Genomic DNA, 26,727 nt, shown 5'->3' with positions numbered 1-26,727 from the left:
TCTGCCCCGTGGACGCCTACCTCATCAACGCCGTGCGGACCCCCTTCGGCAAGCACCGCGGCGGTCTCTCGCACATCCGCACCGACGACCTGGCAGCGTTGCCGATCGTCGAGCTGCTCCGTCGTACGCCCGGCCTGGACCCGGCGAGGATCGACGACGTCATCCTCGGCGACACCAACGGGGCGGGCGAGGACAACCGCAACGTCGCCCGGATGGCCGCCCTGCTCGCCGGCCTGCCGGTGACCGTGCCCGGCGTGACCGTCAACCGGCTGTGCGCCTCCGGCGGCGAGGCCATCACCCAGGCGGCCCGCGCCATCGGCTCCGGCGACGCCACCGTGATGCTCGCCGGCGGGGTGGAGAGCATGAGCCGCGCGCCGTTCGTGCTGGCCAAGCCCGACAAGCACCTGCCGCCGTCCATGGAGCTGGTGCAGACCCAGGTCGGCTGGCGGATGGTCAACCCGCAGTTCCCCGACACCTGGACCCGGTCGCTCGGGGCCTGCGCGGAGTCCGTGGCCGCCGAACTGGGCGTGAGCCGCGCCGACCAGGACGAGTGGGCGCTGCGCTCGCACACCCTCGCCGCTGAGGCCTGGAAGCAGGGGCTGCACGACTACGTCCTCCCCGTCGGCGACGTCACCCGCGACGAGTGCATCCGGGCGTCGACGATCGAGCAGCTGGCGGCCCTGAAGCCGGCGTTCACGAAGGACGGCACGGTCACCGCCGGCAACTCCTCCCCGATCAACGACGGAGCCATCGCGGTACTGATGGGCAACCGCGCCGTCGCCGACGAACTCGGCGGCCCCATGGGCCAGATCATCTCCTCGGCGACCGTGGGCGTGGAGCCCGACCGGTTCTCCGTCGCGCCCGTGCCCGCGATCGAGAAGGCGCTGGCCAAGGCGGGGCTGACGGCCGACGACATCGACGTGTGGGAGATCAACGAGGCGTTCGCGGCGATGGTGCTGTCCTGCCTGACCCTGCTGAAGATCGACCGGGACAAGGTGAACCCGCATGGCGGGGCGCTCGCGATCGGGCACCCGCTGGGGGCGTCGGCACCCCGGGTGATCGTGGACCTGTGCCGGGAGCTCAAGCGGCGCGGCGGCGGGTACGGGGTCGCGGCCGCGTGCATCGGGGTCGGGCAGGGGACCGCGATGGTGGTCAAGGTCGAGTAGCGCTTCGCCTCGTCGGGGCCGCGTGGGGAGCCCGCCCGCGCGGTACCCGTCGGATGGGTTTCGGGGTTGCCGGCCTGGGGCAGGCCGGGGCCGACGGGGGAACCAGTGCCGGACGGGAGCTGGCCGGCCGACCTGGGAACCGGAGCCCGGCGTGTGGTCGTCGGCTGGTCCGGGGCTACTCGGCCGTCACGTACTCCGCCGGCACATGCTCCGCCAGCCACACCCCGTTCGTCGACCGGTAGAACACGTGCCCGTCGGCGGCCATCCGCCCGGCGTGCACGGTCAGCACCACCGGCCGCCCGCGCCGCGCCCCCACCTGCACCGCCGTCGCCGTGTCCCCCGACAGGTGCACGTGGTGCCGGTTGCCCTTCAGGAGCCCCTGCGCGAGGATCGCGGCCACGTTCCCGGCGGGCGTGCCGTGGTACAACACGGCAGGGGGCTCGGCCGGCTCATACCCCAGGTCCACGTCCACGGAGTGCCCCTGGCTGGCCCTGATCCGCCCGTCGACGACCTCGAAGCGCTTCTTGTTGTTCTCCGCGACCACCACGTCGAGCTGCTCCCGGGTGAGGTGCATCGCGGCGAGCAGGTCGGCCACGTCGACCCAGCCGGCGGAATCGAGGGTGAGGCCGAGTCGCTCGGGCTGGTGCCGCAGTGCCTTCGACATCCGCTTGCTGACCTTTACTACGTCCATACCCTGCAACCTAGTGAGCCGGCCGACAGCGGGCGATGGGATATTCGACGGATGCGGGACACGGATAGCTCCTTCGAGAACTGGCTCGACGCCCTGCGTGGCCTGACCGGTAGCCGTGAGCTTCTGGAGAACTGGCAGGAACGACGTTTCGCCTTCGCCCACCGGGTGGCCAACGCGCTGGTGGGCCCGCCCAAGTCACCCGAGATCACAGGACCGGTGCTCTACGGTGTCTACCTCAGCGGTTCGCGCCTCGTCTACATCGGGCAAACCCTGGATGCCAACCGTCGACTCCGAGACCTCCTGGTGGGGGAGAGCCACCATCTGGCGAACACCGTTCCACCCGAGTTGTGGGAGCGGATCGTCGTGGTTCGGTGGCCGGAACTGCTCGACCCTGAGGACCTGGCGCAGATAGCCGTTCTGGATTCATTGCCCAGAAAGAAGAGTCCTGAGCCCCGAAACGACGGGCTCGCCGTCTGTGGCCTCGCGCTGGAGCATCACCTGCAGCTTGCCCTGCGCCCTCCGCTGAACAGCAGGCGAAGAGAGGCGGCCGGCGTCTGGAAGGTGCGGAATCTGGATGTCAGCAAGTCGGTGGGAGCGGCGAGTGCTTCGCGGTTCGCCCGCTTGTGCCAGGAGCTACGTGGCGAGTGGGAGAACCTGGAACTCATGCCGTCGAGCGGATCCCGGTTCGAGGCTTTGCGCGAAACAACCTTTGGCAGGGCCGTCTTTCCAGGGCTGATGGTTTCCGCGGAAACGGTGCAGGGCCTGCGCCAACACTGAGTGTTCGCACAGGCCCCGATGGGCGGATCCTCTACCCGAACCGGCCCGTGATGTAGTCCTCGGTCTTGCGCTCGGTCGGGTTGGTGAAGATCTTCTGCGTGTCGTCGTACTCGACCAGCCGGCCCGGGTCGCCCGTCTTCTCGATGGAGAAGAACGCCGTCCGGTCCGACACCCGCGCCGCCTGCTGCATGTTGTGCGTGACGATCACGATGGTGTAGCGGTCCTTGAGCTGCGAGATCAGGTCCTCGATCGCGAGCGTGGAGATCGGGTCGAGGGCCGAACACGGCTCGTCCATGAGCACGATCTGCGGCTCGACGGCGATGGTCCGGGCGATGCACAGCCGCTGCTGCTGACCGCCGGACAGCCCGCCGCCGGGCTTCTTGAGCCGGTCCTTGACCTCGTTCCACAGGTTCGCGCCGCGCAGCGCCTTCTCGGCGGCCTCCTCCAGGGTGGCCTTGCCGCGCACCCCGTTGAGCCGCAGCCCGGCCACCACGTTGTCCATGATCGACATTGTGGGGAACGGGTTGGGGCGCTGGAACACCATGCCGATCATGCGGCGCACGGCGGTGACGTCGACGTCGCGGCCGTACACGTCCTGGTGGTCGACCGTCAGGCGGCCCTCGACGCGCGCGCCCGGCAGTACCTCGTGCATGCGGTTGATCGACCGCAGGAACGTGGACTTTCCGCAGCCGGAGGGCCCGATGAGCGCCGTCACCGACTTGGGCTCGATCGTCATGCTGACGCTGTCGATCGCCTTGAATGCTCCGTAGTACGCGGTCACTCCGGCCGCTTCGATGCGCTTGGCCATCTCAGGTCACCTCGAGAGCTTGCTGCGGCGTGCCAGGAGCTTGGCCGCGACGGTCAGGGTCAGAACGATGACGATCAGGGTGAGCGCCGCGGTCCAGGCCCGCCCGGGGGCGAACTTGGAGGAGTCGGTGGCCTGGTCGTACACGTAGAGCGCCAGGGAGGACTGGCTGGAGAACGGGTCGAAGTTGATCGCCTTGCTCGCACCGGCCACGAGCAGCACCGGGGCGGTCTCACCGGCGGCCCGGGCGATCGCCAGCATGACGCCGGTGACGATGCCGGGGGCGGCGGTCGGGAGCACGATCTTGGTGATCGTCTTCCACTTCGGGATGCCGAGCGCGTACGAGCCCTCGCGGAGCTCGTTCGGCACCAGGCGCAGCATCTCCTCCGTGGACCGGACCACGGTCGGGAGCATCAGCACCGCCAGCGCCAGGGAGGCCGCGAAGCCGGAGAGCACCGGGCGGCCGTCGGCCGAGAACATCGGGGTGATCACCATGACCCAGAAGGCCAGGATGAACAGGCCGGCCACGATCGACGGGATGCCGGTCATGACGTCCACGAAGAACTGGATGGCCTTGGCGAGCTTGCCCCGGCCGTACTCGACGATGTAGACCGCGCCGAGGATGCCCAGCGGCACCGCGATCACCACCGCGATGGCCACCTGCTCCAGGGTCCCGATGATCGCGTGGTACGCCCCGCCGTGCGCGTCGCGCGCCGTGATCAGGTTCATCGAGGTGCCGAAGAAGTTGCCGTCCAGCCGCGCCGTGCCCTTGGTCAGCACCGTGACGATGACCGAGACCAGAGGGATCAGGGCCAGCAGGAACGCGCCGTAGATGAACGACGTGGCAACCCGGTTCCGGGCGGCCCGGGGGCCCTCGACGATCCGGGTCGCGACGTACAGGCCGACGACGAACAGGACCGCGCTGAACAGGCCCGTCAGGACCACGCCGCCCAGGCCCAGCCCGAAGCAGAGCGCGGCGGCCACGACCACGGCGGCCGCACCGACGCCGGCCGGTGCGAACCGGGGCAACCTGCGTGCGGTGAGTGCGACCATCACCGGAACTCCCTCCGCCGGTACACGATGATCCGGGCGGTCATGTTGACGATCAGGGTGATGGTGAACAGCACCAGACCGGACGCGATGAGCGCGCCGCGACCGATCTCGCCCGCCTCACCGAAGCCGTTGGCGATGTTGGCGGCGATGGAGTTGCCGCCGACCTCGATCAGGTTGAACGAGATGAGGAAACCCGCGCCGAGGGTCATCGCCAGGGCGATGGTCTCGCCGAGCGCCCGGCCGAGGCCGAGCAGGACGGCCGCGATGATGCCGGGGCGGCCGTAGGGGAGGACGGAGGTGCGGATCATCTCCCACTTGGTCGCGCCGAGGGCGATGGCCGCCTCTTCGTTCGCGGTGGGGGTCTGCATGAACACCTCGCGGGAGAGCGAGGTGATGATCGGCAGCACCATGATGGCGAGCACGACCGAGCCGAGCAGCACCGACTTGCCGAACGGGCCGTCGCCGCCGAAGATCGGCAGCCAGCCCAGGTTCTCGTTCAGCCAGGTCGACAGTTCGGCGACGGGACCGACCAGGTACTCCCGGCCCCAGAGACCGAACACGATGCTGGGTACCGCGGCGAGCAGGTCGATCACGAAACCGAGGGCCGTGGCCACCCGGCGCGGAGCGTAGTGCGACAGGAAGAGGGCGATCCCGAGCGCGACCGGCACCGCGAGCAGCAGCGCGATCGTCGCGGACAGCACAGTGCCGAACGCGAGGGACGCGATGCCGAACTTGGGGTTCGCGTCGTTGGGGAACCAGCCCTCGTAGGTGAGGAAGTTTTCCTTGTTCGCGTTCAGGGCGGGGATGGCCTTCACGATCAGGAACGTCGCGATGGCCACGATGATCACCAGGACGGTGACGCCCGCGCCGGTGGTCAGCCACCGGAAGATGGTCTCCGCGCCGAAGCGCCGCCGCCGGGGGAGAAGCTCCCCGGCGACGGGCTCGGTGGTCGTACTCGGCAGCATTAGGCTGCGATCTTCGCCGCGACCGCTGCGACCTTGGCCCGGACCGTCTCGTCCAGCGGGGCGTAGCCCAGCTTGGTGAGCACGGCCTGACCGTCCTTGCTGGAGGTGTAGGTCAGGAAGGACTTGATCAGCGGGGCCTTGTCGGTGTTGCCCGCGGTGCAGACGATCTCGTAGGTCACCAGGACCAGCGGGTACGCCTTCGCCTCGGTCGTGTTGTAGTCGATCTTCAGCTTCAGGTCGTCGCCCGTGCCGGTGACCTTGGCGCTCGCGACGGTCGCCGCGGCGGCCTCCGGGGTGAGCGCGACGGCCGCGCCGGACGCGTTGTAGACCTTGGCGATCTTCAGGCCGGCCGACTCCGCGTACGACAGCTCGACGTAGCCGATGGAGCCGGAGGTCTTCGCGACGTCAGCCGCGACGCCGTCGGAACCCTTGGAGCCGACGCCGCCCGGGGCCTTCCACTCCTTGGCCTTGCCGAACGTCCACGCGTCCTTGGCGGCGGAGGTCAGGTAGTCCGTGAAGTTGTCCGTGGTGCCCGAGCTGTCCGAGCGGTGCACGGACTGGATCGCGGTCTCCGGGAGCTTGACGCCCGCGTTGTCGGCCGCGATGAGCGGGTCGTTCCACTTCGTGATCTTGCCCGAGTAGATCCCGGCGATGGTGGCCGGCTTCAGGGACAGGTTGTCGACCCCGTCGACCTTGAAGACGATCGCGATCGGGCCGGTGACCATCGGCAGGTTGACGGCCTTGCCGGTGACGCACCGGGCGTCGGCCGGGCCCTGCTCGGTGTCCTTGAGGGCCGAGTCGGAGCCGGCGAAGTCGGCGGTCTTGGCGGTGAAGCCCTGGATGCCGGCGCCGGAGCCGTTGCCGTTGTACTCGATCTTCCCGCCGGGGCAGGCGGTGGTGTAGTTCTTGATCCACTCCGCCATCGCGTTCTTCTGCGCGGAGGAGCCAGCCACGGCGAGCGAGCCGGTCGCACACTCGATCTTGGCGGCGGCCGTGGAGTTGCTGGCACCGGGAGTCGGGGTGTTGTCCGAACCACATGCCGTCAGCGCTAGCGTCGCCGTCAGGCCTACGCCGGCGATCATGCCGAGCCGCTGGAGCTTCACTTCGGTACCTCTCAACGCAGGGAGCCGGCTTACTCACCGGATGCCTGGGACGTTAAGAGCGCCAGGTTGCGGGTTCCCCGAAGTCGGGTGAACGAAGAGTGAACAGGTCTAGCGCTCAGGGTGACGCCGTGCTGTTGGCGAGATGTATGTCACGTTAACGAGGTCACGGGTGACAGGTCAGGACAACGACGGAACTGAAACCCTGTCCGCCGAGTGCAAGCCGCTGACCAGGGACAACTTCCCGGAGTTCACGTCCCATGCGACCAACGGCCGATAGCTGGGATCCCCCAGACGGACGAGGACGACGCCGTCGGCGAGCCAGCCGAGAACGACCGGCGCCGATGGAATGGAACTGTTCAGGAGTTGCTGGACGAGCACTCCGCGCACCTTTCCGGACCGGTCGACGACGACCGTGGCGAACTGCGGAGTGCCGAAACCCTTCTTCGCCGGTACCCGCATCGAGCCCGCGTTGGCCGCGCGCACGATCAGGTCCCCGCGCAGCCACGCCGTACCCTCCCAGAACCCGACCCACTGCAACCCGTCGTTCACGGCGATCGGGGTGACCTGGCGCGGTGCGCCGGTGGGCAGCGGAGCCAACTCGGAACTGGGCGGCTCGGCCTCGGTGGCGCTCGCCGGCCAGACCGAGATCGACGGCGCCCTGCCCCCGATCGTGTGGTCGAGCACCACGAGATCCGGGCCGGAGCCGACCGCCACCGAGGACACGTCGTACGCGACCGGGCGGGCCACGACCGCCGTCGGGTCGAACACCCGGGACCGGGCGCCGTCCGCGCTGAGCAGCCGGCCGTCCGGCAGCCAGGTCAACTGGGCGTGGAAGCCCTTCACCTCGAACCGGCGGACCACCCCGGTCGGCATGTCCGCCACGAAGATCACGCCCCGCTGGCCGAACGCGGCCCGGGTGCCGTCCGCGGACAGGGAGCTGGGCTGCACCCAGCCCGGGATGGACGGGTCGAGGAACTGCACGAGCCGGTACTCGCCGTCGGCGCCCAGCACGAACACGCCGATGTCGTTGGCGACCAGGGCCAGCGCCCGGGGCGTCGGCCGGCTGGCCAGCGTCGGCGCCTCGGCCGGCGGCTTGAGCTGGGTGGGCAACGGGGTCGACCGGCGGGGCAGCACCGACAGCTCGGCCGGCTCGGGGACGAACGAGACGACCTTCGGCAGCGAGGCGGGCGGCGGTTCGACGGTCGACTCGGGGGCGGGCGTGGTGGTGACCTGGCTGCTCACGGCGAACAGCCCGACCAGGGCCACGGCCCCGCCGCCGATCAGGAACCGGCGCCGGCGGATCAGCCCCGCGCCGGCCCACGCGGCGGCGGCCAACTGCTCCGGGGTCTGCACCCAGGACCGGCCGCGCAGGCCCACCTGCACCGGTTCGCCACCGGCCGCGCCGATGTCCAGGTGCCCGCCGTGCGGGTCGTCGCGCCACTCCTGGAGGTTCTGTTCCAGCCGGTGGGTCACGAACGGCAGCCGCTGGCCCTCCGGGAGCTTCTTCCACCGGGTGGCCAGCGCGCCGAGGGCCTCGCGGAGCGCCGACTCGGTCTGTTGGTCGTGTCCGACGTAGGCGGTCGCGGCGTGACGCAGTTGCCCCACGTGCGTGGAGACGAAGTCCACGTACTCCTCAGGCGGCGACCCCTCCAGCATGGCATTGATACTGGCCGTAACCGGAGGGCAGTGGAAGGGACATCACGTGTTTGTAATGCGTTGGAAACCGACGTCGACCGTCCAACGGGAAAAGCCCAGTTTTTCGTACAGCTTCACGGCGTTCGGGTTGTCCTCGTCCACGTAAAGCATTGTTTGAGATAGACCAAGATCCCTGAGATGGCGCAATCCGGCCACTGTGACCGCCCTGCCGAGTCCGAGGCCCTGGGCGTCCGGGTCGACGCCCACCACGTACACCTCTCCGATCGGTTCTTTTCCGTCGGTGTGCACCTTTGTCCAGTGGTAGGCGAGCAATTCCCCACTGCGCACCGCGAGCAGGAAACCGGCCGGGGAGAACCACGGCTCGGCCATCCGCAGGTCCAGGTCGGCGCGGGTCAGCTTGCCCTGCTCCGGGTGGTGCGCGAACGCCCGGGCGTTGACCCGCAGCCACGCGTCCTCGTCCCTGCCCGGTTCGAAGGCCCGGAGCTCCACCCCCTCGGGCAGCCGCGGGGCCTCGATCGGCGCGAACAGCGACCGGCGCATCTGCCACAGCGAACGGTGCCGGGCGAAACCGAGCCGGATCGCCAGGGCGCTGGCCGACGGGTGGTCGCCGTGCGCCCACAGCCGCAGCCGGCCCCTGGGGTCGGCCTCCTCCGCGATGGCCACCACGGCGTCGACCAGCCGGCGGCCGTGCCCGCGCCGCCGGTGCTGCGGGTGCACGACCAGCTCGGCGGCCGGCCCGTCGACCGGGTCGGAGGTGTCGACGTGGGCGTAGCCGACCAGGTCCGCGCCCGCCCGGACCAGCGCGTGCTGGCCGGGCGCACCCGACTTGATCTGAAGAACGACATGCTCCGACAGGGGGTACGCCCCGTCGGTGTTTCCTGCGGCCGACGCGAGCGCCAGCACCTCGTCGACCTGGTCAGGCGTGAGCCGCGCCTCGCGCGTTACAACGATCACCGGGCAACGGTAACCGGCTCCGGTGCCTTGACCTGTTCGCGGCTCGACGGCGGGGTGACGAACTTGTAGCCGACCTGGCGCACGGTGCCGATCATCGACTCGTACTCGCTGCCGAGTTTGGCGCGCAGCCGACGGACGTGCACGTCGACCGTCCGGGTGCCGCCGAAGTAGTCGTAGCCCCAGACCTCGCGGAGCAGCTGGTCGCGGGTGAACACCCGGCCCTGGTGCTGGGCGAGGAACTTGAGCAGCTCGAACTCCTTGTACGTGAGGTCGAGCGGCCGGCCCTTCAACTTCGCCGCGTACGTGTCCGGGTCGATCGTCAGCTCGCCGGCCTTGATCAGCCCCTCGCCGGGGGCGACGCCGCCGAGCCGGCCCACCGCGAGCCGCAACCGGGCCTCGACCTCGGCCGGGCCGGCGGAGGCGAGCAGCAGGTCGTCGAGGCCCCAGTCGGCGGAGACGGCGATCAGGCCGGCCTCTTCGACCACGGCGAGCATCGGGACGCCCAGGCCGGTCGCGTGCAGGAGCCGGCAGGTCGAACGGGCGTCGGCCAGCTCGCGGCGCGCGTCGACGAGCACGGCGTCGGGGCTCGGACCGGACATCAGCGCCCGGACGTCGCGTTCGGCCACCCGGATCGTGTGCGGGAGAAGGTCGAGGGCGGGCAGCACGGGAAGCTGGGCGGTCGTCAGGACCAGAATCTCCACGTTCGTCACCTCCGGGCGCAATAAAACGCTACCCCGGCTGCAGTGGCGGGCGGATGCAACGAGAATAACAAGGTGACCGCCCCTGACATAGCCTTGAACGAACCGCCGCGTCGTGCCGGCCGCCACACATCGCGGCAGGCCAGGCGTGAGGCGTTGGCCTCCGGCGAGGTGCACAAGGTCCCGGTGTACAAGCTCCGGTCCCTGGTGCTGGCCGGGATCGCCGTGCTGCTCACCGGACTGCTGCTGGCCGGCGCCCGCCAGGACCACTGGGTGTACGCCGGGGTCCTGCTCGCCGTCCAGGCCCTCTGCGTGGCCACCTGGCTCAAGGCGACCAGGCCGGCCGGCTGGCCCTTCGTGGGCGGCGTGGCGCTGCTCGTCGGCGCGCTGGCCGACCTCGGCGCGGTGCTGTGGACGAGCACGTCCCTGGCCCCGGTGGCGTACGCGCTCGCCAGCGGCTTCCTGCTCGCCGTCTTCGGCCAGCTCGCCCGGCGCGACGGCCGGGCCCGGCTCACGGAGGCGTTCGCGGCGAACCTGGCCCTGAACGTGCTGGTCGTGGGGTTCCCGGTCGCGTTGGTCCTCATTCGACAGGACAGCGGGGCCCGCACCCTGGGCGTGTGCCTGCTCGCGGCCGGCGCCGCGGTGGCGGTCGCCCGGATCGTGGACATCGTGCCGGTCGGCCCGCGGCTGGCCCCCGACGTGCCCCGTCCGATCCTGGGCCTGCTGCTCGGGATCGCGGCCGGGGTCGGGGTCGCGGTGGCCGCCGCGCAGCTGCGTACGGACCTGCCGGTGCTGCACGCCGTCCTGATGGGCGTCGTCACAGCGGGTGCCGCCGTGCTCGCTGATCTGGCGGTCGCGTACTTCGAAGGGGACGAGAGTGGCAGTGAGTGGACGAACTGGCTAGCCTCGGCGCGGGGACCGGTGACCGCGTTCGCGGTGGCGATCCCCGTGGCGTACGTGGCGAGCGTTCTGATCCAAGGGGTCTAATCCGTGAAGAGTCATCGGCCAGGCGAGCGTCGGACCATGCCCAAGTGGGCGAAGGTCGTGGTGATCGTCGTGGTGATCCTCGGCATCGCCCTCGTGGCCGCCGACCGGGTGCTGGCCATGGTCGCGGAGAACGTGCTGGCCGACAAGGTCGCCGAGCAGCTCAAGAGCCGTGACATCACGGCCACGGGCAAGCCGGACGCCACGATCGAGGGCTTCCCCTTCCTCACCCAGGCCGCGGGCGGCGAGTTCGACGCGGTGGAGGTGCACGCCGCCGGGCTGAAGTCCCAGGGCGTGGCGCTCACCGACCTCACGGTCCGCGCGACCGGGGTGAAGGCCGACGTGTCCGCCCTGGCCTCCGGTACGGGCGAGGTGACCGCCGCGAAGGTCACCGGCACCGGCACCGTGCCGTACTCCTCCATCGCGGGCCTCCTCCAGCACGCCGACCTGACCATCACCGCCGAGAACGGCAAGCTCAAGCTGCGTACCCCGTTCCGGGTCGCCGGCCAGACGTTCCGGGTCGTCGCGACCGGCACGGTGGCCCTGGAGAACGGCCGGGTCCGGCTCACGGTCACGGACTTCCAGGCCGACGGCGGCGCGCTGCCCCCGGGCGCGCAGGCGCTGCTGCGGGCACTGGCCTCCAAGTTGTCCCAGGACATCGCGCTGCCGACCCTGCCCTACGACCTGAAGCTCGAGAAGATCGAGACGGGGAACGAAGGACTCACAGTGCACGCAAGCGCACTGAACGTGCCATTGTCGGGCTGAGACCCGACTCACCCTTCAGTTGACTGGCCGCCCCTGCTAAGGTCCCTGACTATGGCTATGCGGCTCACGAAGCGCCGGGCGATCGACTTGTGTCGAGTCGCCGCCGCACTGTGTCGTCAGGGCTGAGTAGACCCGTCTCTTCGACGCGGCGCCCCTGAAGCTGTGAGCCCCGGCCGTTCCGGCCAGATCTCCGTTGTTCTTCTGTGCAGCCGAACTCTGTATTCCGGCAGAGTTCGGTCGTGGCGTCGCATCCCCACACCACCTAATCTATGCACAAAAGGGGCAACTCTATGAGCCGCGACACCGCGCTCGTCTCCGCCGAGTGGGCGGAGCAGAACCTCGACCAGGCCGGCCTTGTTTTCGTCGAGGTCGACGAGGACACCGCCGCATACGCCACCGGGCACATCCCCGGCGCCGTCCGGCTGGACTGGAAGACCGAGCTGCAGGACCAGGTCCGCCGCGACTTCGTCGACCAGAACCAGTTCTCCGAGCTGCTGTCCTCCAAGGGCATCAGCAACGACGACACCGTGATCCTGTACGGCGGCAACAACAACTGGTTCGCCGCCTACGCGTACTGGTACTTCAAGCTGTACGGCCACGGCGACGTCAAGCTGCTCGACGGCGGCCGCAAGAAGTGGGAGCTCGACGGTCGGGCCCTCACCACCGAGGTGGCGGACCGCAAGCCGACCGAGTACGCGGCCCAGCCGCAGGACCTGTCGATCCGCGCGTTCCGCGACGAGGTGCTCGACGCGATCGGCGTCGCGAACCTGGTCGACGTGCGCAGCCCCGACGAGTACGCGGGCCGGCTCCTCGCCCCCGCGCACCTGCCGCAGGAGCAGTCGCAGCGCGCCGGTCACATCCCGACCGCCATCAGCGTCCCGTGGTCGAAGGCGGCCAACGAGGACGGCACCTTCAAGTCCGACGCGGAGCTGCAGGCGCTCTACGCGGATCTCGAGGACAAGCCGACCATCGCGTACTGCCGGATCGGCGAGCGTTCCTCGCACACCTGGTTCGTGCTGAAGGAGCTGCTCGGGCAGCAGAACGTGAAGAACTACGACGGATCCTGGACCGAGTACGGCTCGCTGGTGGGCGTTCCCGTCGCCCTCGGCGACAACCCTGGAGGTAAGTAGACATGGCTACTGCGACTGTTTCCGCCGCGAGCTGCGCTGCCCCCGACCAGGCGGCACCGATCCCGGCCAGTGTGGACCTGGAGAAGGAGACCGTGGTCTCCGGCGTCGTGCTGGCGGGCGACCAGCCGGTCCCGGGCGCGTACGTGCGCCTGCTCGACGCCACGGGTGAGTTCACGGCCGAGGTCGTGACGTCGGCGGAGGGTGTCTTCCGCTTCTTCGCCGCGCCGGGCACGTGGACTCTTCGGGCGCTGTCCCGGGCCGGCAACGGCGACGCCGTCGTCGCTGTCGACCGGGGCGTGTCCCAGGTGACCGTCAAGGTCGCATAGGTTTACCGGTCCGCCTATCGGGCCGGTAAGAAAAGGGAGTCGGTACGCGGGCGGCGCACCGACTCCCTTTTTCATGCCCGCGCCCCGGCGTACCCGTCAAGAGGTTGTGGCGCACGGAAAAGCGCCCGGCCCCCTGTGAGGGAGCCGGGCGCTTCGCCGTGTCGGAGAACTAGCAGAGGCTCAGCCACGCGCGGTCCGAGCGGTCGCTCGTCCCCGTGCGGTTGGCGTCGCCCGCGTAGGTCGCGTCGTACTTGCCGCCCAGGATCACCCAGGCCAGCAGCTCGATCGTGAGCTTCCGCGTGCTGCACGCCGCCTCGCCGTCCGCGTCGGTGACGGCGGTGCAGTAGACGATGCCGTTGCGGGACATCGCGACGGTCTTGCCGGCCAGCGGCGAGCCGTCACCGGCGGTGAGCCGCGCGGAGAACGTGATGCTCAGCTGCGCGATCCGCAGGTGCGCGCCCTCGGCGACCAGCTTGGAGCCGGCCTTCGAGACGACCTGGGTGTACGTGCCGGTGCTGCCCGAGTGCGTCGCGTCGCCCGCGTAGGTGGCGGTCACCGCGTGGCTGCCCACGGCCAGGGTGGCCACGGAGATGCTGGCCTGACCGGTGCCGTTGAGCGTGCCGGTGCCCAGGACGGTGGCGCCCTCGGTGAAGGTGACGGTGCCGGTCGCGACCGGGCCGGCGGAGCTGACGGTCGCGGTCAGGGTGGCGGCCGCGCCGTAGACGGTCGGCGCGCCGGTCAGGGCGAGGGTGGTCTCGTTGCTGAACGTCGCGTCGCCCTCGACGGCGGTGCTGGCGGTGTTGCCGGCCGCGTCGGTGACCCGCAGCTCGATCCGCTTCGGGCCGTTGCCGGCGGACAGCGCGAACGGCGCGCCGCTGGCGCACGGGGCCCAGGCGGTCTCGGCGGGCAGCGTGTTGCGGCACTCGGTGGCCGCGACGCCCGACAGGGTCGGCTGGTCGGCCGCGGTGAACGTCAGCGCGACGGTCGCCGTGGTGGCGTGGAAGCCGGTCGCCGGGGCGGTCAGCGACACGGTCGGGGCGACCTTGTCGATGCCGAGGACGGTGTCGACCTCGGTCGGCAGCGCGGAGACGGTGTCATTGGGGCCGATGGCGACCGTGTAGAGGCCCCAGAGGCCGTTGGCCGGCTTGTTGGGGAACGTGGACACGATCTGCCCGTCCGGGCTGTCCGGGGTCACCTCGGAGCCGCTGGTGATGTGGCTGGAGCCGACCCGACGCCCGCCGGGGCCGCACGGGTCCGCCCGGGTGTGGCTGGTCGGCATCGTGAACAGCCCGGTGGCGTCGCCGCCCGCCGGGATGGCCTCGGCCGAGTAGATGCCGCACATCACGGCGGAGTAGCGACCGACGGCCGGGTCGCCGCTGCTGGCGTAGAAGCCGCTGGTGACCTCGACGCCGTTGTACCAGAGCTTGGCGGGCGCGGCGGCGTGCGCGGAGAGCACACCGGCGGCGGCCAGGGAGCGGGCCGCGAATCCGGCCGGGGCGTCCTCGGCCTGGGCGTCGGCGTACGCGATGTCGGCGGCCAGGAGAGCGTCGTTGGCGTAGCTGTACTCGTCCTCCCAGTCGGCGAGCGCCGACCCCGGGGTGACGGCGACCAGGGCGACCGCGCAGAGGGCTGCGGTGCGCACGGCGCGACGGATTCGTACTTTCTGAGTGGTCATGCGACATCCCTGCGATCGAGGGGGAGAGTAATGCTCGCAGGAGATTTATCGTGCCGGATGCCGCCAGCGCAAATCCTGATCGGAATGGCGTCGGAACACTTGACGCTGAAAGCTATTCGTGGTTACTCGCGGCGTCCGCCGCACGCGAGGCCAGGCCACGGATCAGCAGGTCGAGTCCGAATTCGAATCGCACGTCGCCGTCACCGGTAGTCAATAGTCCGGCCAGCTCGACAATATTGGGAAAGCGGTCAGTCGGCAACTGGCGGAAATACTGACCGATGGCGGCCACATAGGCTATTCCCTCTTCCTCGCCGCCGGCCTGGAGCAGCTGTAGGCCGTTCTCGTAGGCGTATGCGACCGCGTACAGCGAGAGGATGTCCGCCGCCCACGCGCAGTCCTGGTCGGGCACGCGGCCGGCCCGCAGGATCGCGAGCAGCGCCTCGGAGGCGGCCAGCGCGTTCGGCCCGGTGGGGATGCGGGCGAGCGCGGCCCGGCCGAGGTCCTTGTGGCTGACGAGCACCCGTTCCAGTTCGCGGACGAACTCCTTGGTCCGGTCCTGCCAGCCGTCGGCGTCCGGCTCGGGCAGCCGCATCTCGCCGGCCGCCTGGTCGAGCAGCAGCGCGTACAGCTCGTCCTTGTTGGCCACGTGCGCGTACAGCGACGCGGGGCCGGTGTCGAGCTCGTCGGCGATCCGGCGCATCGTGACCGCGTCCAGCCCCTCGGCGTCCAGGATCCGGAACGCGGCGGCCAGGATCGCCTCCCGGGTCAGCGGGAGCTTGGCCGGGCGGCGCTTGGGGGCGCGCTGTTCCCAGGGGGGTACCGGAAGGGTCATGCCGGCCAGCGTACTCCATCGCGAACGGCGTTCGTCCAGCGAACAATGTTCTTGACGCGAACACTGTTCCACATGTAGAACGGTGTTCGTTAATAACGAACAACGTTCGGAGACTCCGATGACTCTGACCCAGGCCGCCCCCGCCGACACCGGCGCGGCCCCCTACAAACACCGGTGGCTGGTCCTGGCCACCGTCCTGGCCGCCGAGGTCATGGACCTGCTCGACGCCACGATCATCAATGTGGCGGCACCGTCGATCCAACGGTCGGTCGGCGGCACGTTCACCACCATCCAGTGGATCGCCGCCGGCTACACGCTCGCCTTCGCCGTCATGCTGATCACCGGCGGCCGGCTCGGCGACATCTTCGGCCGGAAACGGATGTTCCTGCTCGGCGCGGCCGGCTTCACGCTCGCCTCCGTCGCCTGCGCCGTCTGCCAGACCCCCGGCCAGCTGATCGTCGCCCGCGTCCTCCAGGGCGCCCTCGGCGCGATCATGATTCCCCAGGGCCTCGGCGTCATCAAGGCCGTGTTCCCGCCGAAGGAGATGGGCGCCGCGTTCGGGGCGTTCGGGCCGGTCATGGGCCTGTCCGCCGTCTGCGGCCCCATCCTCGCCGGCAGCCTGATCAGCGCCGACTGGTTCGGTACCGGCTGGCGGATGATCTTCCTGGTCAACGTGCCGCTGGGCCTGATCGCGTTCCTCGCCGCGTGGAAGTTCATGCCCGAGGGCGGCTCCCCCGACAAGCCCCGCCTCGACCTGCTCGGCGCGTTCCTCGTCACCGCCGGCTCGCTCGCCCTGATCTACCCGCTGGTCCAGGGCCAGGAGCAGGGCTGGCCGGTCTGGATGTACGTCCTGATGGCCTCGTCCGTGCCGATCTTCGCCCTCTTCACCTGGTACCAGAGCCGCCGCAAGGACTCCCCGCTCATCGAGCCCACCCTTCTCCGGCAGCGCGCGTTCACCGGCGGCCTCGCGGTCTTCCTGGTCTTCTTCGCCGCCATGGTCGGCTTCATGCTGATCTTCGGCCTGTTCGCGCAGTTCGGCCTGGGCTACAGCCCCCTCAAGGCCGGCCTGAACATGGCCCCGTGGTCCTTCGGGATCGCGATCGGCGCGGTGCTGGCCGGCGCGGTGCTGGCCCCCCGGTTGGGCCGCCGGGTCGTACACCTCGGACTGGTCGTGATGGGTGTCGGCCTGGTCGGGATCTGGTTCACCCTCCAGCACTACGGCACCGCCGTCACCGTGTGGAACTTCCTGCCCGCGACCCTGCTCAGCGGCATCGGGATGGGCCTGGCCATGGTGCCGCTGTTCGACTTCATCCTGGCCGGGGTGAGCGAGCGCGAGGTCGGCTCGGCCTCCGGCGTGCTCAACGCGTTCCAGCAGCTGGGCGGCGCCATCGGCGTGGCCCTGCTGGGCACGCTCTTCTTCAGGGGCCTCAGTGCCCAGGGCCACGAGCCGACGGGTACGGACTTCGTGCACGTCACCCAGAACATGCTCTGGATCAGCATGGCCCTCTACGCGCTCACGTTCGCCCTGGTCTTCCTCCTGCCGAAGCGCGCCCGGGATGAACAGAGCCACTAGACGGGACCGACACCCGCGCCAACGGTTCAGCGAGCAGGTTCGCCGCCAGGTGTCCGGGCGGCAGGGAGCCACTGGAGAGTTCGGTCGAAAGCGCCTACCGTGACAGGCGCTGTCCCGTTTCGAGGGCGTCCGACGGGGGTGGGGTTCGGTGCTGGTCCGTATCGTGTCGTCGGTCTCGGGAACCTTCGCCACCTGGCGTCGCCTTCCGCGCGCGGTGTGGTTGTTGACGGCCGCGCGTGCCGTCAACAGGCTCGGCGCGTTCACGATGGCGTTCCTGACCATCGCGGTGACCGCCCGGGGGTTCACCGTCGCGGACGCGGGCCTGCTGATGTCGGCGTTCGGCCTGGCGGGCATCATCTCCCGGCTGATCGGCGGACGACTCGCCGACCGGATCGGGCGACGCACCACGATCGTGGGCGGCCTCGTCGCCACGTCCGCCGCGCAACTGGGCCTGGCGGCGTCGACATCCCGCCCCGCCCTGATCCTCGCCGTGATCGCCGTCGGCCTGGCGTTCGAACTCTACGAACCAGCCAGCCAGTCACTCATCAGCGACGTCACCGAACCCGCCGACCGACCCGTCGCGTACGGCCTGTTCGGCGCCGCGATGGCCGCCGCCGGGATCGCCGCCGGCGCCCTGGCCACGATCCTGGGCGGACTGGACGTCCGGTGGCTGTTCGTCGCCGACGCCGTCACCTGCCTACTCTGTGCCCTGCTCATCGCCCTGACCCTGCCCGCCGTCGGCACCACCACGACAACTCCGACCGGCGACACCACGGCCGCCGCTCGCAGCCCGTGGCGCGACCCGCTCCTCCTGGCCCTCCTGGCCACGGGGACCGTCTTCGCCGTCCTGTACCTGCAACTGGTGACGACGTTGCCCCTGACCCTGGCCCGCCACCACCTCGGCCCCGACGCGTTCGGCCTGCTGCTGACCCTGTCGGCGGTCACCGTCGTCGCCGGCCAACCCCTCCTGGCCGCGCGGGTCACCCCCATGAAAGCGATGACCGCCGGGTACGTCCTGCTCGGCGCCGGCCTGGCGCTCAACGCGGCGGCGGTGAACCTGCCCACGTTCATCGCGGCCACCGTGATCTGGAGCATCGGCGACCTGTTGCTCCTCGGACACGCGTACGCCCTGGTCAGCGCCATCGCGCCCACCGCAGCCAAGGCACGCTACCTGTCCGCGTACGGCATCAGCTGGGGCATCGCCGCCCTCGTCGGCCCCCTCGCGGGAACCCAACTCCTCGCGCACGCCGGCCAGACCTGGCTGTGGACCACCGCCGCGGCCTGCAGTCTGGCCCTGGCCGCCCTCCAACCCCGACTCCACCGCACCGCCGGGCACCGCGCCGACACCCATCGACCCGCACCGGCGACAGCCGCGTAGAGCGCGACCTGTCCCTTCCGATGACTGTCCTCGGCGGGGTGACGGGGTTGGGCGCCAGCGCTGGCCGAGGAAGGTAGCGCTTCGGGGTCGGGCATCCCCTTTGGGGTAATCGTCACTCCTGTCCCCGGGCGCGCCGCTACCCGGGGTGGTGTCGGGGTGACCTGTCGCGATCAGGTTGCCGGGGGCGCGTACCCGCTGGTGGGCGATGTTGACGGGGCCTGTCACGATGTGCGGATGACCAAGCAGCGTCGGTGGCTCGTGTGGTTCAGCGTGGCGTGGGGCGTCGTGCTCGTCGTCGCGGCGCTGTACGCCGTCGCCAACGGCAAGCCGACCGTCAAGGAACAGCGCACGATCACGCAGGCGCAGCCCGTGGTGGACCGCGCGACGGAGACGGTCGTGCTGGCGGCCGGGCCGGTGGCGGTGCGGATCGGCGGGTACGACCAACGGGACACGTGTGACGTCACCGTCGCCCGGGCCGGGCTCAGCTTCCAGCGGATCATTCAGCTGTACACGAAGGCCGGCGAGGAGAAGGCGCTGCTCACGGGGCTGGCGGCGCGGCTGCCGAAGGCGTACCGGGCGTCGGTGACCGGGGACTCGCTGTACGCGGACGCCGGGGAGTTCATCCGGGTCACCGGCAGCGTGACCGGGCCCGGGCAGGTCCGGGTGCTGGCCGCCACGGGTTGCCGGCCGGCCGGGGACGGGCCGACCCGCACCAAGGAGGAGCCCGACCGCCCGCCGGTGGCCGCCGTGTTCGCGAAGCTGGGCGTCGAGCCGCTGGACTGGGCCGCGCACAGCGCCGGGTGCGTCGACACCACCATCGCCACGACCCGGAGCAAGGTGGCCGGGCAGCTGCCGGCGAAATTCGAAGGCCGAGAGCTTCTGCTGGGTACTCCGGAGCTGGTCGTCTTCCGGGACGGCGCCGCGAGCGTCGTGGTGACCGTGACCACCGACAGCGTGAGCGTCTCCCGCACGGTCTCCACCTGCCAGTAGGCGGGAGAGCCAGCTCACGAATGACGGGGCAGCGGGAACGCGGACTCTTGGCTAGGGTGCCGCCTGGATGCGCGAACACGTCCGCGTCCATGGCACCCCCGGGGGACCCCTTTGCGTACCAAGATCGCGGCGACGGCCGCCGCCCTGACACTCGGCGCCCTGCTGGTCGGCGGCCTCGCAGCGCCGGCCCAGGCCGCTGAACTACCCGACGTGCAGGTCACCGTTTCCTTCGACAAGCGCCTGGTCTCGTTCGGGGACAAGGCCGTGGAGACCATCACGGTCAAGAACGCCGGCAAGGTGGACGCGCACAACGTCAAGGTGCTCGGGTCCGACGGCAGCGGGTTCAAGTGGCTGACCCCGTGGTCGAACAAGCCGTTCGAGCTGAAGGCCGGGGAGACGAAGGTCTTCAAGATCGATGGCGAGGTCTACGACGAGGGCGGCACCAGAATCGTTTCCCACTCGATCGGCTTCGGGGCGGATGGCGGGGACGCCAACGACGAGGACAACATCGACGGGGCTCGGATGGGGATCATCGGCCTGAAGGGCTACGTGGGCGTCCGGGTCTACCACGAGGCCGACGGCAACCCCGACACGATCGAGGACGAGTCCGTGCCGGGGGTCAAGGTCGAGGTTGTCGATCCGGCGGAGAAGAAGGTGGTGCACAGCGGGGTCACGGACGCCAAGGGGATCTACCGCGTCGAGGGCCTCCAGGTCGGGGAGTACCTGATCCGCTTCACCAGCCCGGCGGGGTGGAAGGTCACCCGTCCGGAGTTCGAGCGCGTGGTGGGCTCCAGCGAGGGCGGTGAGCAGCCGATCGCCGCGACCAAGGTGGCGGTCACCCCGACCCCCTCGCCGTCGGCCTCGCCGAGCCCGGCCGCCGGTGGGCTGCCGGTGACCGGCTCGAACGCGGCACTCGTCGCCGGTGCCGGGGCGGGCGTCCTCGCGCTCGGCGCGGTGCTGTTCGTCGTGGCCCGTCGTCGCCGGACGTTCAGCGCCTGACGTGGCTTGGCGAAGGCCCCGGACTGCTGGTCCGGGGCCTTCGCCGTGCTAGTAGACGAGGGCCTGGGCGTTGTCGGTCAGGCACTCCTCGACGAAGAGGGCGGCGCCGGCGATGCGTACCCCCGGGATGAGATCTTCTTCCGTGATGCCGCGTCGGACCGCGCACTGGGTGCACAGCGTCACCGTGCCGGCGGCCAGTACGGCGTCCAGCAGGTCCGGCAGCGGCGCGGAGTGCGGCAGTTCGAACGTGGCGGCCCGGTCCGGGAGCGCGAACCAGGAGGCCTCCCCGGTCAGCCACAGCGACACCTGGGCCCCGGCGGCGACGGCCGTGGCGGCCACGGTGAACGCCTGGGCGCAGCGTTCCGGCGCGTCCGACCCGGCGGTGACCTTGACAATCAGTGAGCGAGCCATCCGGGCAGTCTAGACTTCTCCGGTGACCGAGATCGGGTTTGTCAGCCTGCTGGTGGCGGGCTTCGGCGCGCTGGCCGGTGGCCTGGGCTACCTGGCATTGCGGGTCGCGAGAAGTCGCTGGTAGAAGGAGAATCGCAGCATGGAAACGCCTCCGTGGCTCAACGCGCCGCCGGTTGAGGAGTACCCGTACGAGGAGACCCACGACCTGCGGGTCGGGCCGGACCTGCACCCGGGCCTGCTGGCGCTGCTGCCGTACGTGGGCGTGTGGCGCGGCCGGGGCCAGGGCGGCTACCCGGATATCGAGGACTTCCAGTTCGCCCAGGAGATCCGGTTCAGCCACGACGGCCGGCCGTTCCTCGCCTACGAGTCGCGGACCTGGCTGCTCGACGCCGACAGCAAGCCGATCCGGCCGGCGGCCCGCGAGGTGGGCTGGTGGCGGCCGGTGCTCAAGGACGGGCAGGCCACCGATGACGTGGAGATCCTGCTGACGGAGCCGACCGGGTTCCTGGAGCTGTACCTGGGCACCGTGTCCGGGCTGAAGGTCGAGATGTCCACCGACGCGGTGGTGCGCACGGCCACGGCCAAGGAGGTCACGGGCGGTCACCGGCTGTACGGGATCGTCGAGGGCGCGCTGCTGTACGCGTACGACCTGGCGGCCGTCGGGAAGCCGTTGCAGCCGCACCTGTCGGCCCGGCTGCTGCGGGTCGCGGGCTAGGAGACGAACGGACCGCCCCGGGAGGAGTACTCCCCGGGGCGGTCCGCTTTTCAGGCGTTGTCCGTTACTGCAGTGCCAGCCTCGAACCCATCGTGCACGGGCTCGACGGGCGCAGGTTGAAGTCCACGGTGTGGACCTGGCCCGCCGTCAACGACTGGCTCTTGACCTGCGGGATCCAGCCGTCCTTGGCGACGATGATCTGGTACGTGCCGCGCGGCACCCAGTACTGGTACTTGCCGTCGGCGACCGAGGACTTCAGCGTGAACTGGTTGCTCCCCGATCCGTTGACCTGCACGGTCGCGCCGACCGGGCTGGTGCCGCCGGAGCACGACGTGCCCGTGACGGTGCCGGTGAGCTTGCTCCAGTTGGACGGCGGCAGGGCGTGCATCAGGATGTCGACCTTCGGGGCCGCGTACGGGGTGGCCCCGGTCGCGGACAGCTCGGCCCGGTAATCGCCCGGCTGGGCCACGCCGTTCTCCGGAGTGGCGGTGAGCTGGACCAGGATCTTCGCGGACTTGCCGGGCTGCAGCGTGACCGTCTTCGGGGTCTCGTTCAGCCACGGCACGTCAGCCCCGCCGGGGCCGGCGTCGCCGCACTGGTCGTAGCCGGTCAGCTTCTCGACACCGGCGGACGGCTCGAACGGGCCCGTCCAGCCGCCGACCTTGTACGAGCCGCAGGCACCCGCGCCACGGGCGGTGGGCACCCGGGACTCGGGCAGCTCGGTCCAGGTGTTGTCCGCCGGGTTGTACGCGAAGCCCCGGTTGGTCAGCGCCGTCGACTGGCCGGTGATGCCGCCCAGCAGCAGGAACTGTCCGTTGGCCGAGGCGCCGGCCGAACCCCACAGGTCGATCGGGAGGTCCGCGATCGGGCTCCACGCGTCCGCGGCCGGGTCGTAGGAGTACCCGTCGGTGTACGCCATGTCGGCGGTGCCACCGGCGCAGTACGCCTTGCCGGCCAGGTTCGCGCAGTCGATCCACGAGACGCCGTGCGGGTACGCCGCGGCGGTGCCGAACGTGCCGGCGACCGGGTCGTACACCCGGACGTCCGAGGTGTCGGTGCACGAGGAGCCGTCGCAACCGCCCACGATGTAGATCTTGCCGCCGAGGACGGCCGAACCGGCGCCGGCCTTGGGTGCGGGGTTGGTCGCGGCGGCCGTGGTCCACGTGTTGGACGCGAGGTCGTACACGTCGACGGTGGCGTTGTTGCCCGCCGCGCCGAACCCGCCGAACGCGTAGAGCTTGCCGCCGACGATCGCGATCTGCGGCTTCGAGCGGGCCGAGGGCGCGTCGGCGGCGGCGGTCCAGGTGTTGGTCGCCGAGTCGTACACCCAGAGCTTGCGGGTGTTCGTGCCGTCCGAGTTGCCGCCGAGCGAGTAGACCTTGCCCTGGTGGCCCACCGCGGTGTTGTCGGAGATGGCACTCGGGAACGAGGCCACGTCCTCCCAGCTGCCGTCAGCGACCGCGCCGAGGTTGCCCGGCTTGTGGGTGACCCCCTGCGAGCCCTTGCTGTCGGCGGCCACGAAGCCCTTGTCGACCCCGCCGGCGACGACGACGTTGCGGACGCCGGCACCCTTCTTCTGGACGGTCGGCGTGGTCGCCCCGGCCTGCTCACTGAGGGTGACGTCCACCGGCGCGGAACCGGTGTTCTTCACCGACACGTAGGTGTTGCGGTTCGCGCCGACCGACTGGAACATCTCGATGTTCGTCGTGTCGAGTTCGAGCCGGGGCGCCTTCAGCGAGCTGTTGGCGCGTACGACACCGTCGCCCACCACGTTCGCGGTGACGCTGTCAGAGACATAACCGGACTTGGACACGGCGAACGGGTGCGAGCCGGTGATCGTCGAGAACAGCCAGTAGAAGCCGTCGGCGACGTTCGGGTCGTCCGGGGTCGGGCCCGAGGTGGTCTTCTCGGCCGGCTTGTCCGTGCTGGTCACCGACGCGCCGTTGACCGGCTTGCCCGTGTTCACGTCGAACGTGTTGCCCAGGACGATGCCGCCCGCGACCGGGTCGCAGCTCCGGTTCTGGAGCACGATGTTGTCGAGCTCCCACCAGTAGTCGTAGGAGCCGGTGAAGTGGAAGCGGAGCTGCGCGGCGGCGGCGCCGGCGGCGGCGGCGAGCGAGACCTCGTTGGTGACGGGGCCGCGCTGGCTCTGACCGGCCTCGCGGTGCCACACGTTCGTCCAGGTGGTGCCGCCGTCGGTCGTCACGTCGACGTTGACGGCGTCCCGCAGGAACGACCGGTAGTCGCTGTTGAACTTGAGGGTCGGCGCGGCGGCGGCGCTCAGGTCGACGACCGGGGACAGCAGGGAGCTGTCCTGGACCTTGCCCGAGCCGAAGCTGTCACTGTCCACGATGGCGAACTTGCCCGTGCCACCGGTCAGGTTGCCGCGGTTCTTGACGTCGTTGAAGACCCAGCCGCCCTGCGTGGTCTGGTCCACGACGGTCCAGCCGGTGGGAGCGCCGCTGGCCGAGTCGAACGCCTCGTTCAGGATCGGGGTGCCCAGGTTGACGGCGTACCCGGCCGCGGTGCAGGCCGCGTCGACCTTCAGCTTCGCGTCCTTGACGACGTTGGTGTCCGACGCGGGCAGCGTGACCGTGCCGCCGGTGTAACCCGGGTAGACCGGCGTGTAGCTGATCACGGACTTGACGCCCTTGGGCACCGAGAGGGTGTACTCGCCCGTCACCGGGTTCGTGTAGGTGCTCGCGGGCGTGCCGACGACCGACACCTTGCTGTAGAGCGGGTAGCCGTGGCCCGAGTCGTCCAGCACCTTGCCGGTGACGGCGACGCTCGGCACGGGCTGCAGGTTGAAGCCCTGGGTCACGGTACCGTCTTCGACAACGTTGACGGTGACACTCTGCGGCGCGAATCCGTACGCCGAGACGTCCACCGGCTGCGCGCCGGCCGGGACGTTCAGCGTGTAGCGGCCGTCGGAGCCGGTGACCGCGGAGATGCCGCTGACCTCGACCCGGGCGCCGACGATGACCTGGCCGGTGCTCGCGTCGTACACGAGACCCGTGACCGCACCGATGCCCTCGACGTTCTGGACGCTGTTCTGACCGACTGCCGCGGCCGGGGTGACGGGCGCGGCGAGTGCCAGCTGGTTGCCGGCACCCAACATCGCCAGCACGGTGGTGCCGACAATGACTGGTGGTGCGAGTAAACGTCTTACGTGGACAGATGCCACGTGTGACCTCCCCAACTCCGAGGTGCGGTCCGGGGCCGCGACGCTTTTCCGCCACGCCAGACCTTAAGGCGTCATGCTCCCTATAGGAGAATGAAGCATTCAAGATCGTGAGTCTGGCAGTTTCTGGGCAGGATCCTGTCAATAGGTAACGACATCGATGGTTACGCGGAGTAGTGGGGGCTTGACGTCGGCCTTCCGGACGGCTTGGCTGTACACGAACGACCCATGGGCAAGCTCGCCCGAGAGGTGGTACAGATGGCGGCTCCAGTCCTCCGATTGGTGGAGGCCGGTCGGACGCAGAAGCGTCGGACCGACCTCGGGCAGGCCCTTGACGGAGAGTTACCTCTCGTCGTCTGCGTCACGCCCGACGCCGGCCTGCGACTGCGGCTGGCCAGAGAGCTGGACGGCACCGGCGTCGTGCTGATGTGCCCCGACCTCGACACGCTGCGCTCGCTGCTGGCCCTGCCCGGCACGCAGCAGCAGGCCGCCCCACCTCCCCCGATGCCCGAGCCGGGCGTCGTCGCGGTCGGTGAGCTGACCATGGACCGGCGCGCCGCCCAGGTCACCTGGCGGGGCAGCCCGGTCGAGCTGACCCGGCTCGAACGCGAACTGCTCGACAGCCTCGCGACCCCCGTCGGTCGGGTGTGGAGCTACGAACGGTTGTACCGGAGGGTGTGGCGCTCCGCGTACCTCGGGGACGCGTCGGTTCTGCACTCGGCGATCAAGCGGCTGCGGCGCAAACTGCGGGAGGCCGGGGTGGCCGTCGGGGTCGAAACCGTCCGCGGGGTCGGTTACCGACTGCGTCAGACCGGGTGAGTGAATAGCCGCCCGGTCACCGGGCGGCTGACAATATCTGTCACGGGTCGGGCAGGCCTCAGACCGGGGCGGACCGGCCCCGGATCGGGCCGGACAGCTCCCGGGTCGAGCGCGACGGCTCCCAGGTCGAGCCGGGCAGCTCCCGGGTCCGGCGCGGGGGCCCGACGTGCCGGGCGGGGCGGACCGGCCCCGGGTCGGCGCGGCGCGGCCTAGACCGGGTACCCCACCAGCTCCTGCAACGCCCGGGTCGCCCCCGCGCCTGCCAGAGCGGCCCCGTCGATGGACGTCACCTCGACCAGCCCGCGCACGGACGACGCCAACCACACCCCGCGCGACGCGAGCAACTCGGCCGGCGTGACCAGCTTCTCGCCGGCCGTCAGCCCCAGCTCCCCGGCGTGGTCGAGGACGAACCGCGCGGTCGTGCCGGCGAGTACCCCGGTCGAGGTCGGGGTGGTCAGGAGTTCTTCGCCGACCTGCCAGAGCAGGGTGGAGGTGGGGGCCTCCAGGGCGTACCCGTCGGTGGACAGCCACAGGGCGTCGTCGTAGCCGTTGCGGACGGCCCAGCGCTGGCACGCCATGTTCATCGCGTACGACACGCTCTTCACGCCGCCCAGCAGCCACGGGGCCGGGGTGCGCGCGTGGGTGGTGACGCCCAGCGGCAGGGTGGCGGTGGACACGCCCCCGGCCCGGTACGTCTTGAGCTTGGGGGAGACGGGGGCCAGGGTCGCGTACACCGTCGGCGGGCCGCCGTCCTCCGGGCCCCGGGTGCACACCAGACGCAGCGCGCCCTCCTCGTCGTGCGGCCACGCGGCGCACGCCTGGCGGGCCAGCTCGATCAGGTCGGTGACGGGCGGCAGGTCCAGGTCCAGGCGGTCCGCCGAGTTGATCATGCGGGCGAGGTGCTCGTCGAGCAGCCAGGGGGCCCCGGCGCGGACGTGCAGCGTCTCGAAGACCCCGTCGCCGCGCACGGCCCCCAGGTCGTCGGCGCGCAGCAGCGGAGTGTCGGCGGGCACCAGGCCCCGGCCCAGGACGGCGACTATGCGGTTCACGGAAAAGGATGGTAGTCGGCCGACCGGCATAT

Annotated in this window: 27 protein-coding genes; 14 read left to right on the top strand and 13 right to left on the bottom strand. The window is 70.4% G+C overall.

Going from position 1 to position 26,727, the window contains the following annotated elements:
• Nucleotides 1–8 precede the first annotated feature (8 nt).
• Nucleotides 9–1,166, top strand: a complete 1,158-nt coding sequence (locus PT931_RS24980) for a thiolase family protein (RefSeq protein WP_456248106.1) — start codon at nucleotides 9–11, stop codon at nucleotides 1,164–1,166.
• 175 nt (nucleotides 1,167–1,341) lie between these two features.
• Here PT931_RS24980 and PT931_RS24975 read toward each other — a convergent pair whose 3' ends face one another.
• Nucleotides 1,342–1,857 carry an RNA 2'-phosphotransferase gene (locus PT931_RS24975; protein WP_456248105.1) on the bottom strand — a complete coding sequence of 172 codons (516 nt, stop codon included), beginning with the start codon at nucleotides 1,855–1,857 and terminating at the stop codon, nucleotides 1,342–1,344.
• Nucleotides 1,858–1,908: 51 nt separating this feature from the next.
• Between PT931_RS24975 and PT931_RS24970 the strand changes: the two genes are divergently transcribed.
• Complete coding sequence (locus tag PT931_RS24970; RefSeq protein WP_456248104.1) at nucleotides 1,909–2,634, top strand: hypothetical protein; 726 nt, start codon at nucleotides 1,909–1,911, stop codon at nucleotides 2,632–2,634.
• A gap of 31 nt (nucleotides 2,635–2,665) precedes the next feature.
• Here the strand turns inward: PT931_RS24970 and pstB are convergent, their stop codons facing one another.
• From pstB to PT931_RS24935, 7 genes are all read right to left on the bottom strand, one after another.
• On the bottom strand, nucleotides 2,666–3,442 hold the full coding sequence (pstB, locus tag PT931_RS24965) for a phosphate ABC transporter ATP-binding protein PstB (RefSeq protein WP_456248103.1): 777 nt from the start codon (nucleotides 3,440–3,442) through the stop codon (nucleotides 2,666–2,668).
• Between the two features lie 6 nt (nucleotides 3,443–3,448).
• Nucleotides 3,449–4,492: a phosphate ABC transporter permease PstA gene (gene pstA / locus PT931_RS24960; protein ID WP_456248212.1), complete on the bottom strand. Its 1,044-nt coding sequence runs from the start codon at nucleotides 4,490–4,492 to the stop codon at nucleotides 3,449–3,451.
• A complete protein-coding gene (gene pstC / locus PT931_RS24955) occupies nucleotides 4,492–5,457 on the bottom strand; it encodes a phosphate ABC transporter permease subunit PstC (protein WP_456248102.1) in 966 nt (321 codons plus the stop codon). Before pstC ends, pstA begins: the two co-directional genes overlap by 1 nt.
• Nucleotides 5,457–6,560 (bottom strand): phosphate ABC transporter substrate-binding protein PstS, encoded by a 1,104-nt coding sequence (gene pstS, locus PT931_RS24950; RefSeq protein ID WP_456248101.1) that lies wholly within the window; start codon nucleotides 6,558–6,560, stop codon nucleotides 5,457–5,459. The genes pstC and pstS overlap by 1 nt, the downstream gene beginning before the upstream one ends.
• 177 nt (nucleotides 6,561–6,737) lie before the next feature.
• A complete protein-coding gene (locus PT931_RS24945; RefSeq protein ID WP_456248100.1) occupies nucleotides 6,738–8,216 on the bottom strand; it encodes a hypothetical protein in 1,479 nt (492 codons plus the stop codon).
• 42 nt (nucleotides 8,217–8,258) lie between these two features.
• The gene (gene mshD, locus PT931_RS24940; protein ID WP_456248099.1) at nucleotides 8,259–9,170 is read right to left on the bottom strand and encodes a mycothiol synthase; all 912 of its coding nucleotides are present in this window, start codon (nucleotides 9,168–9,170) and stop codon (nucleotides 8,259–8,261) included.
• A complete protein-coding gene (locus tag PT931_RS24935; protein WP_363729850.1) occupies nucleotides 9,167–9,871 on the bottom strand; it encodes a winged helix-turn-helix transcriptional regulator in 705 nt (234 codons plus the stop codon). Before PT931_RS24935 ends, mshD begins: the two co-directional genes overlap by 4 nt.
• 153 nt (nucleotides 9,872–10,024) lie before the next feature.
• Between PT931_RS24935 and PT931_RS24930 the strand changes: the two genes are divergently transcribed.
• The 5 genes from PT931_RS24930 to PT931_RS24910 all read left to right on the top strand — a co-directional run bounded on the left by PT931_RS24930 (nucleotide 10,025) and on the right by PT931_RS24910 (nucleotide 13,073).
• A complete protein-coding gene (locus tag PT931_RS24930; protein WP_456248098.1) occupies nucleotides 10,025–10,855 on the top strand; it encodes a hypothetical protein in 831 nt (276 codons plus the stop codon).
• 36 nt (nucleotides 10,856–10,891) lie between these two features.
• On the top strand, nucleotides 10,892–11,617 hold the full coding sequence (locus tag PT931_RS24925; RefSeq protein ID WP_456248097.1) for an LmeA family phospholipid-binding protein: 726 nt from the start codon (nucleotides 10,892–10,894) through the stop codon (nucleotides 11,615–11,617).
• A gap of 51 nt (nucleotides 11,618–11,668) precedes the next feature.
• Nucleotides 11,669–11,743: a putative leader peptide gene (locus PT931_RS24920; RefSeq protein WP_363729929.1), complete on the top strand. Its 75-nt coding sequence runs from the start codon at nucleotides 11,669–11,671 to the stop codon at nucleotides 11,741–11,743.
• A gap of 164 nt (nucleotides 11,744–11,907) precedes the next feature.
• Complete coding sequence (locus tag PT931_RS24915) at nucleotides 11,908–12,747, top strand: sulfurtransferase (protein WP_456248096.1); 840 nt, start codon at nucleotides 11,908–11,910, stop codon at nucleotides 12,745–12,747.
• Between the two features lie 2 nt (nucleotides 12,748–12,749).
• On the top strand, nucleotides 12,750–13,073 hold the full coding sequence (locus tag PT931_RS24910) for a DUF1416 domain-containing protein (protein ID WP_363729840.1): 324 nt from the start codon (nucleotides 12,750–12,752) through the stop codon (nucleotides 13,071–13,073).
• 169 nt (nucleotides 13,074–13,242) lie between these two features.
• Here PT931_RS24910 and PT931_RS24905 read toward each other — a convergent pair whose 3' ends face one another.
• Both PT931_RS24905 and PT931_RS24900 read right to left on the bottom strand, forming a co-directional pair.
• Entirely contained in the window at nucleotides 13,243–14,748 is a 1,506-nt protein-coding gene (locus tag PT931_RS24905; protein ID WP_456248095.1) for an Ig-like domain repeat protein, read from the bottom strand.
• 112 nt (nucleotides 14,749–14,860) lie between these two features.
• Nucleotides 14,861–15,580 carry a TetR/AcrR family transcriptional regulator gene (locus PT931_RS24900; RefSeq protein ID WP_456248094.1) on the bottom strand — a complete coding sequence of 240 codons (720 nt, stop codon included), beginning with the start codon at nucleotides 15,578–15,580 and terminating at the stop codon, nucleotides 14,861–14,863.
• Nucleotides 15,581–15,698: 118 nt separating this feature from the next.
• Here PT931_RS24900 and PT931_RS24895 point away from each other — a divergent pair, with 118 nt between their 5' ends.
• The 4 genes from PT931_RS24895 (at nucleotide 15,699) to PT931_RS24880 (ending at nucleotide 20,520) form a co-directional block, all read left to right on the top strand.
• Complete coding sequence (locus PT931_RS24895) at nucleotides 15,699–17,153, top strand: MFS transporter (RefSeq protein WP_456248093.1); 1,455 nt, start codon at nucleotides 15,699–15,701, stop codon at nucleotides 17,151–17,153.
• A gap of 148 nt (nucleotides 17,154–17,301) precedes the next feature.
• Nucleotides 17,302–18,531, top strand: a complete 1,230-nt coding sequence (locus tag PT931_RS24890) for an MFS transporter (RefSeq protein ID WP_456248092.1) — start codon at nucleotides 17,302–17,304, stop codon at nucleotides 18,529–18,531.
• A gap of 234 nt (nucleotides 18,532–18,765) precedes the next feature.
• A complete protein-coding gene (locus PT931_RS24885) occupies nucleotides 18,766–19,521 on the top strand; it encodes a hypothetical protein (RefSeq protein WP_456248091.1) in 756 nt (251 codons plus the stop codon).
• Between the two features lie 111 nt (nucleotides 19,522–19,632).
• Nucleotides 19,633–20,520: an SdrD B-like domain-containing protein gene (locus PT931_RS24880; RefSeq protein ID WP_456248090.1), complete on the top strand. Its 888-nt coding sequence runs from the start codon at nucleotides 19,633–19,635 to the stop codon at nucleotides 20,518–20,520.
• A 48-nt stretch (nucleotides 20,521–20,568) separates the two neighbouring features.
• Here PT931_RS24880 and PT931_RS24875 read toward each other — a convergent pair whose 3' ends face one another.
• Complete coding sequence (locus tag PT931_RS24875) at nucleotides 20,569–20,931, bottom strand: DsrE family protein (protein ID WP_456248089.1); 363 nt, start codon at nucleotides 20,929–20,931, stop codon at nucleotides 20,569–20,571.
• A gap of 22 nt (nucleotides 20,932–20,953) precedes the next feature.
• Here PT931_RS24875 and mtfM point away from each other — a divergent pair, with 22 nt between their 5' ends.
• Complete coding sequence (gene mtfM / locus PT931_RS24870) at nucleotides 20,954–21,055, top strand: small membrane protein MtfM (RefSeq protein WP_018347585.1); 102 nt, start codon at nucleotides 20,954–20,956, stop codon at nucleotides 21,053–21,055.
• 15 nt (nucleotides 21,056–21,070) lie between these two features.
• Nucleotides 21,071–21,646, top strand: coding sequence for an FABP family protein (locus PT931_RS24865; RefSeq protein WP_456248088.1), 576 nt, complete (start codon nucleotides 21,071–21,073; stop codon nucleotides 21,644–21,646).
• 64 nt (nucleotides 21,647–21,710) lie between these two features.
• Here PT931_RS24865 and PT931_RS24860 read toward each other — a convergent pair whose 3' ends face one another.
• Entirely contained in the window at nucleotides 21,711–24,764 is a 3,054-nt protein-coding gene (locus PT931_RS24860) for a Kelch repeat-containing protein (protein WP_456248211.1), read from the bottom strand.
• Nucleotides 24,765–25,253: 489 nt separating this feature from the next.
• Between PT931_RS24860 and PT931_RS24855 the strand changes: the two genes are divergently transcribed.
• Entirely contained in the window at nucleotides 25,254–25,646 is a 393-nt protein-coding gene (locus PT931_RS24855; protein WP_363729927.1) for a winged helix-turn-helix domain-containing protein, read from the top strand.
• 209 nt (nucleotides 25,647–25,855) lie between these two features.
• Here PT931_RS24855 and PT931_RS24850 read toward each other — a convergent pair whose 3' ends face one another.
• Entirely contained in the window at nucleotides 25,856–26,695 is an 840-nt protein-coding gene (locus PT931_RS24850; protein ID WP_456248087.1) for an aminotransferase class IV, read from the bottom strand.
• Nucleotides 26,696–26,727 lie beyond the last annotated feature (32 nt).

The sequence above is a fragment of the Longispora urticae genome (assembly GCF_053902585.1).
Note: the sequence above shows the minus strand (reverse complement) of the source record. Positions and strands in the feature narration are given on the sequence as shown.

Excerpts from the sequence above, each read along its gene's own strand:
- pstB (WP_456248103.1), bottom strand. The coding sequence starts at position 3,442 with ATGGCCAAGCGCATCGAAGCGGCCGGAGTGACCGCGTACTACGGAGCA.
- PT931_RS24860 (WP_456248211.1), bottom strand. The coding sequence starts at position 24,764 with ATGTTGGGTGCCGGCAACCAGCTGGCACTCGCCGCGCCCGTCACCCCG.
- PT931_RS24855 (WP_363729927.1), top strand. The coding sequence starts at position 25,254 with ATGTGCCCCGACCTCGACACGCTGCGCTCGCTGCTGGCCCTGCCCGGC.
- PT931_RS24900 (WP_456248094.1), bottom strand. The coding sequence starts at position 15,580 with ATGACCCTTCCGGTACCCCCCTGGGAACAGCGCGCCCCCAAGCGCCGC.
- PT931_RS24925 (WP_456248097.1), top strand. The coding sequence starts at position 10,892 with ATGCCCAAGTGGGCGAAGGTCGTGGTGATCGTCGTGGTGATCCTCGGC.
- PT931_RS24895 (WP_456248093.1), top strand. The coding sequence starts at position 15,699 with ATGACTCTGACCCAGGCCGCCCCCGCCGACACCGGCGCGGCCCCCTAC.
- PT931_RS24875 (WP_456248089.1), bottom strand. The coding sequence starts at position 20,931 with ATGGCTCGCTCACTGATTGTCAAGGTCACCGCCGGGTCGGACGCGCCG.
- pstA (WP_456248212.1), bottom strand. The coding sequence starts at position 4,492 with ATGGTCGCACTCACCGCACGCAGGTTGCCCCGGTTCGCACCGGCCGGC.
- pstC (WP_456248102.1), bottom strand. The coding sequence starts at position 5,457 with ATGCTGCCGAGTACGACCACCGAGCCCGTCGCCGGGGAGCTTCTCCCC.
- PT931_RS24945 (WP_456248100.1), bottom strand. The coding sequence starts at position 8,216 with ATGCTGGAGGGGTCGCCGCCTGAGGAGTACGTGGACTTCGTCTCCACG.
- PT931_RS24865 (WP_456248088.1), top strand. The coding sequence starts at position 21,071 with ATGGAAACGCCTCCGTGGCTCAACGCGCCGCCGGTTGAGGAGTACCCG.
- PT931_RS24915 (WP_456248096.1), top strand. The coding sequence starts at position 11,908 with ATGAGCCGCGACACCGCGCTCGTCTCCGCCGAGTGGGCGGAGCAGAAC.
- PT931_RS24970 (WP_456248104.1), top strand. The coding sequence starts at position 1,909 with ATGCGGGACACGGATAGCTCCTTCGAGAACTGGCTCGACGCCCTGCGT.
- PT931_RS24910 (WP_363729840.1), top strand. The coding sequence starts at position 12,750 with ATGGCTACTGCGACTGTTTCCGCCGCGAGCTGCGCTGCCCCCGACCAG.
- PT931_RS24905 (WP_456248095.1), bottom strand. The coding sequence starts at position 14,748 with ATGACCACTCAGAAAGTACGAATCCGTCGCGCCGTGCGCACCGCAGCC.
- PT931_RS24885 (WP_456248091.1), top strand. The coding sequence starts at position 18,766 with ATGACCAAGCAGCGTCGGTGGCTCGTGTGGTTCAGCGTGGCGTGGGGC.
- PT931_RS24975 (WP_456248105.1), bottom strand. The coding sequence starts at position 1,857 with ATGGACGTAGTAAAGGTCAGCAAGCGGATGTCGAAGGCACTGCGGCAC.